Origin of the sequence: Streptomyces capoamus, assembly GCF_014654935.1 — a bacterium.
Taxonomy (GTDB): Bacteria; Actinomycetota; Actinomycetes; order Streptomycetales; family Streptomycetaceae; genus Streptomyces; species Streptomyces capoamus.
This window is the reverse complement of the sequence record NZ_BNBF01000019.1, coordinates 104,233-109,664: the sequence shown is the minus strand read 5'-3', so window position 1 is coordinate 109,664 and position 5,432 is coordinate 104,233. Positions and strand designations below refer to the sequence as shown.

At 73.7% G+C, this 5,432-nt stretch carries 6 protein-coding genes; 5 read left to right on the top strand and 1 reads right to left on the bottom strand.

The window, feature by feature from the left end:
- Positions 1-195: ATP-binding protein (locus IE312_RS41990; protein WP_229900476.1), on the bottom strand; the 195-nt coding region annotated here is incomplete at its 3' end.
- A 196-nt stretch (positions 196-391) separates the two neighbouring features.
- Between IE312_RS41990 and IE312_RS26960 the strand changes: the two genes are divergently transcribed.
- The 5 genes from IE312_RS26960 (at position 392) to IE312_RS26940 (ending at position 5,315) form a co-directional block, all read left to right on the top strand.
- Positions 392-1,231 (top strand): hypothetical protein, encoded by an 840-nt coding sequence (locus IE312_RS26960; RefSeq protein ID WP_189984917.1) that lies wholly within the window; start codon positions 392-394, stop codon positions 1,229-1,231.
- A 162-nt stretch (positions 1,232-1,393) separates the two neighbouring features.
- Positions 1,394-2,125: a YcnI family copper-binding membrane protein gene (locus tag IE312_RS26955; RefSeq protein WP_189984916.1), complete on the top strand. Its 732-nt coding sequence runs from the start codon at positions 1,394-1,396 to the stop codon at positions 2,123-2,125.
- Positions 2,126-2,228: 103 nt separating this feature from the next.
- Positions 2,229-2,882: an SCO family protein gene (locus IE312_RS26950; RefSeq protein ID WP_189984915.1), complete on the top strand. Its 654-nt coding sequence runs from the start codon at positions 2,229-2,231 to the stop codon at positions 2,880-2,882.
- A complete protein-coding gene (locus IE312_RS26945; protein ID WP_189984914.1) occupies positions 2,879-3,343 on the top strand; it encodes a copper chaperone PCu(A)C in 465 nt (154 codons plus the stop codon). Before IE312_RS26950 ends, IE312_RS26945 begins: the two co-directional genes overlap by 4 nt.
- Positions 3,344-3,356: 13 nt before the next feature.
- A complete protein-coding gene (locus IE312_RS26940; protein ID WP_189984913.1) occupies positions 3,357-5,315 on the top strand; it encodes a copper resistance CopC/CopD family protein in 1,959 nt (652 codons plus the stop codon).
- Positions 5,316-5,432 lie beyond the last annotated feature (117 nt).

The following is a 5,432-nucleotide window of genomic DNA, read 5'->3' as shown; positions in this document are numbered from 1 at the left end:
CGCCTCCGAGCCGCCGGGCGCCGCGTCCCCGCCGTGCTCGACGGCGTTCGCGCAGGCCTCGCTCAGGGCGACGGACAGGTCGTAGGAGATGTCCGGGTCGACGCCCGCCGTCTCCATCGTGCCGATCAGCAGCCGCCGGGCGAGCGGCACGCTGGCGGCCTCGCGCCGCAGATGGAGTGACCACCAGATGCTCATGCTCCAGCCTCCTGGCCGGCTCGACATACCGTTACGTATTGCCGCCCGTAGGCGCCCATAAGCACTGCGTCGACGTCAGTCCGCCCGGACAGCCGATGCGCCGGGACGGGAATCGGTGTATGAGGCGCGTGCGACGGACGGGCGCGGGTGCCCTGCCGTGGGCGGGGGGCGCGGGCAATGGGATGATGGGGCCGCCATGACTGCCCCCCACCCGCGCACGGCGCGTCCCGGAGCCGGGCTCCGGATCCTGCGGGCCGCGGTGTTCGCCGCGGTCTGCGTCGCGCTGGCCGCGGGCGGCCACGCCCTGGCCTCCTGCGCGGGCGTGCCGCCGTGGTCGCTCGGCGCGGGCTTCCTCGGCTCCCTGCTGCTCGTGGCACCGCTCGCCGGGCGGGCCCGCTCGCTGCCGGGCATCGCCGCGCTCCTCGCCCTCGGCCAGACCGTGCTGCACACCCTGTTCGGACTGGGCCAGCACCAGGTCACGATGGCCGGGATGCCGATGCGGGCGGCGGACGGCGTGCTGAGCGACAGCGCGCTGGTCGAGCGGGCCACCCGGCTGCTGTGCGGGTCGGCCCCGGCCTCCGTCACCCCGGGACACGCCTTCCGGCTGCTGCTCGACGCGCGCCTGATCGACCGGGCCGGCCGGCCGACGGCCGCTCCGGGCGCCCCGGGCGGCCTGGAGCACGCGCACGACGCCACCGGCGCCTCGGCCGGTCTGCTGCCCTCGCTGCCGATGCTGCTCGGGCACGTGCTCGCGGCCCTCGCGGTCGGCTGGCTGCTGCGCCGCGGGGACCTGGCGGTGCTCCGGCTGATCGAGCTGTCGGCGCACGGAGTCGCGGAGGGGGCGCTCGTACGGTCACTGCGCGCTGCACTCGCACTGGTGCGCGCCCTGTGCGCCGGGCTGCTCCCCGCCGCCGGGTCCGGCCCGCGCGGTCCGCGCGCCGACCGGGACCGGACACCCGCCCCGCACACCGCCGTACTCCAGCACACGGTGATCCGGCGCGGCCCGCCCGCCGCCGCCCTCCTCCTCGCCGCCTGACGCGGCCCACCGCTCCCCTCCACGGACACGGACCCGGTGCGCCGCCGTCGCGCGGCACGCGCGCGTGCGCGACCTTTCCAGCGGTACGGCCAAGACGCCGGCCCCGCGCGCGCGTATCCCTCTTCACCACCGGTTCCCACTCAGAGTGGAGTGCTTGCTTCCATGAAGGCTTCTCGTATCGCCGCCGCCGCTGCCGCCGCGGGTACGGCCGTTCTGGCCCTGTCCGCCCCCGCCTTCGCGCACGTCTCCGTGCAGCCCGAGGGCGCCGCGGCCAAGGGCGGTTTCGCGGTCGTGGACTTCAAGGTCCCCAACGAGCGCGACAACGCCTCGACCACCCGGCTCGAGGTCAACATCCCGGCCGACCACCCGATCGCCTCCGTGATGCCGCAGCCGCTCCCCGGCTGGAAGGTCGAGGTCACCAAGTCCAAGCTGGACAAGCCGCTGACCATGCACGGCGAGAAGATCGACGAGGCCGTCACCAAGGTCACCTGGACCGCCGACGGCAAGGGCATCGAGCCGGGCTACTTCCAGAAGTTCCCGCTCTCCCTGGGCACCCTGCCCGAGAACACCGACGAGCTGGTCTTCAAGGCGGTCCAGACGTACTCCAACAAGGAGGTCGTGCGCTGGATCGAGGTGCCGAAGGAGGGCCAGGAGGAGCCGGAGAACCCGGCCCCGGTCCTGCAGCTGTCCGCCGCCACCGACGACCACCACGCCGCTGCGACCGCCGGGAAGACCGAGAACACCGCCGGGAAGACCGAGAAGACGGCCGCCGCCGAGACGTCCGGCAGCGACAGTGACACCACCGCGCGCGTGCTCGGCGTGGTCGGCATCGTCATCGGTGTCGCCGGCGTGGCCTACGGCGTCCTCGCGGGCCGCCGTCGGACCACCGCCTGAGCCCTCCCCCCGCCGCGCGCACCGGGCGTCGCGCGATGCCGTCGCCCGACGACCCGCCCGACCCCGGTGCGCGCCGGAGTTCACACATCTGGGACATTTTTCTATGCGCAAGAAGACGTTCACCGCGGCCGTACTGGTCGCCGCCGCCACCCTGACCCTGTCCGCCTGCGGCAACGGGGACGACACCGCGTCGCCCGTCACCGTGGTCTCGGACGGATCCGGCGCGCACAAGGCCGCCACCGTCCTCGACCAGCCCTTCACCAAGCCGGACCTGGCGCTCACCGACACCCACGGCAAGACGTACGACCTGCGCAAGGAGACCAAGGGCCACCCGACCCTCGTCTACTTCGGCTACACCCACTGCCCCGACATCTGCCCGACGACGATGAGCAACATCGCCGTCGCCAAGAAGTCGCTGCCCCAGGCCGAGCAGAACGACCTGCGGGTGGTGTTCGTGACCACCGACCCCGGCCGTGACACCCCCGCCGAGCTGGGCAAGTGGCTCAAGGGGATCGACCCCCGGTTCATCGGCCTGACCGGCGACTTCGCCAAGATCAAGGCCGGCGCCCGGTCCCTGGGCATCTCCGTGGAGCCGACCACGAAGGACAAGAACGGCAAGCTGGTCTCCGTGCACGGCACCCAGGTCGTCGCCTTCTCCCCGCGCACCGACGCCGGTTACGTCCTCTACGGCGAGGACACCACGGTCGACGACTACACCAAGGACCTGCCCAAGCTGGTCCGGGGAGCCAAGCCGTGAAGCGTCGGACCGCCGTCCTGACCGCGGGCGCGCTCACCGGCGCCGTCGCCCTCACCGGCTGTTCGGCATCCGGTGCGGGCCCTCAGCGGGCCGAGCTGTCCGTCAGCGCCTCCTACATGCCCCAGCCCGTCTCCGCCGACATGGCCGCCGGGTTCTTGACGATCACCAACAAGGGCGGCGCCGGGGACGAGCTGACCTCGGTCAGCAGTGACGTCGCCGGCCAGGTCACCATGCACAGCACGACCGGCGGGGCCATGACGGAGAAGTCCTCCTTCGCCATACCGGCCCACGGGCGGCTCGTGTTCCGCAGCGGCGGCAACCACCTGATGTTCGAGGGGCTGAAGCGGGCGCCGAAGCAGGGCCAGAAGGTCACCCTGCGGCTCGGCTTCGCCGCATCCGGTCCCCTCACCGTCGAGATGCCGGTGAGGGCCACCACGTACAACCCGTCGACCGGCCACTGAGGGAGGGACCACCGTGACCCGGACCACCACCCCCCGCCTGCGGATCCTGCTGCTGCTGTTCATCGCCGTCACCGGCGCGCTGCTGGCGGGCGCCGGACCGGCCTCCGCCCACGCGGCGCTGACCGGCAGCGACCCCGCACAGGGGGTGGTGGCCGACAAGGCGCCCACCCAGGTGTCGCTCACCTTCTCCGAGAAGGTGGCGATGAACGGCGACTCCCTGCGCGTCCTCGACCCCCGGGGCAAGCCGGTGCAGACGGGCAGCGCCGTCAACGTGAGCGGGACGACGTACGCCGTGCAGCTCAAGAGCGGCCTCGCCAAGGGCACCTACACCGTCACCTACCAGGTCGTCTCCGCCGACAGCCACCCCGTCGCCGGCGCCTACACCTTCTCCGTCGGGGCGCCCTCGCCGACCGTCGTGTCCAGCACCGGGCCGGTCGCCGGCGGCGGAGTCGTGGGCGGCCTCTACGCGTTCGGGCGGTACGTGTCGTACGCCGGCTTCATCGTGCTCGCCGGCGGCGCGGCCTTCGTGCTGGCCTGCTGGCAGCGCGGCGCGGGGGTACGGCCGCTGCAGCGGCTGGTCGTCGGCGGCTGGGTCGCGCTGACCGCGGCCACCCTCTGGCTGCTGCTCCTGCGCGGGGCGTACACCACCTCCGGGAAGTTCGCCGACGTCTTCGACCTCGATCTGCTCGGCCAGGTGCTCCAGACCAAGACCGGTGCCGCCCTCGTCTCCCGGCTGCTGCTGCTCGCCGCCGCCGCCCTGTTCGTCGCCGTCCTCTTCGGTGCCTACACCCGCCGGGAGGAGGGTCAGGACAAGCGCGACCTGACCTTCGGGCTCGCGATCGGCGGCGGGGTCGTCGCGGCCGGGCTCGCGGCCGGCTGGGCCATGGCCGAGCACGCCTCCACCGGACTGCAGCCGGGCCTGGCCATGCCGGTCGACGTCGTCCACCTGCTGGCCGTCGCCGCCTGGCTGGGCGGTCTCACCGCCCTGCTGACCGCGCTGTACCGGGCGCCCGCCGAGACCCCGGTCGAGGCCGCCGCCGTACGGCGCTTCTCCCGGGTGGCCTTCGGCTCCGTCGTCGCCCTCGTGGTCACCGGTGTCTACCAGTCCTGGCGCCAGCTCGGCTCCTGGTCGGCGTTCACCGCGACCCGCTACGGACAGCTGCTGCTGGTCAAGATCGCCCTGGTGGCGGTGCTGGTCGGCATCGCGGCCGTGTCCCGGCGGTGGACGGGCCGGCTCACCGACCCGGCCGTCCGCGCCGGGAAGACCCGCAAGGCCCAGACCCAGGCCCAGGCCCGCAAGGAACAGGCCGTCGCCTCGCGGACGGAACAGGCCGCCGCCTCGCAGGCCGCCCGCGGTGGCAGGGGCGGTGGCCCCGGCACCGCCGGCTCCGGGCGGGCCGCCCAGCTCGCCCGGCAGCGGGCGGCCGTCGACGCCGCCCGCGAGAAGCGGCTGCGCGACGCCGACCCGAACCGCTTCGGTCTGCGGCGCTCGGTGCTCGCCGAGGCCGGCGTCGCCCTCGTCCTGCTCGCCGTCACCACCGCGCTGACCCAGACCGAGCCGGGCCGCACCGAACAGGAGGCCAAGGCCGCCGCCTCCGCGTCGACCGGCTCCGACAGCTCGGCGACGTCCGGCGCGCTCACCCTGGACATGCCGTTCGACACCGGCGGCACCGACGGCAAGGGCGTCGTCAGCATCGACCTCGACCCCGCGCGCGTGGGCGGCAACGAGATGCACGTCTACGTCCAGCGGCCCAACGGACGGGCCTTCGACGTCCCCGAGGTGAAGGTCGCCCTCACCCTGGAGGCGAAGAAGATCGGCCCGCTGCCCGTGAACCCCGACCACCTCGCCACCGGCCACTGGTCGGCGAACGGGGTGCAGATCCCGATGGCCGGCGACTGGAAGATCGCCGTCACGGTCCGCACCTCCGACATCGACCAGGTCACCGTCTCCAAGAACGCGCAGATCGGCTGAACCCCACCATGCCCGACCAGTCCGTCCCTCAGACCCGTACGCCCGAGGCGCCGCCGGCGCGACCCGCGTCCGGCACCGGCAATGGCAATGGCACCGGCACCGGCACCGGCACCGGCG

What these genes read in the sequence shown, in the direction of transcription:
- IE312_RS26960 (WP_189984917.1), top strand. Translation starts at nt 392, where the DNA reads ATGACTGCCCCCCACCCGCGCACGGCGCGTCCCGGAGCCGGGCTCCGG.
- IE312_RS26950 (WP_189984915.1), top strand. Translation starts at nt 2,229, where the DNA reads ATGCGCAAGAAGACGTTCACCGCGGCCGTACTGGTCGCCGCCGCCACC.
- IE312_RS26955 (WP_189984916.1), top strand. Translation starts at nt 1,394, where the DNA reads ATGAAGGCTTCTCGTATCGCCGCCGCCGCTGCCGCCGCGGGTACGGCC.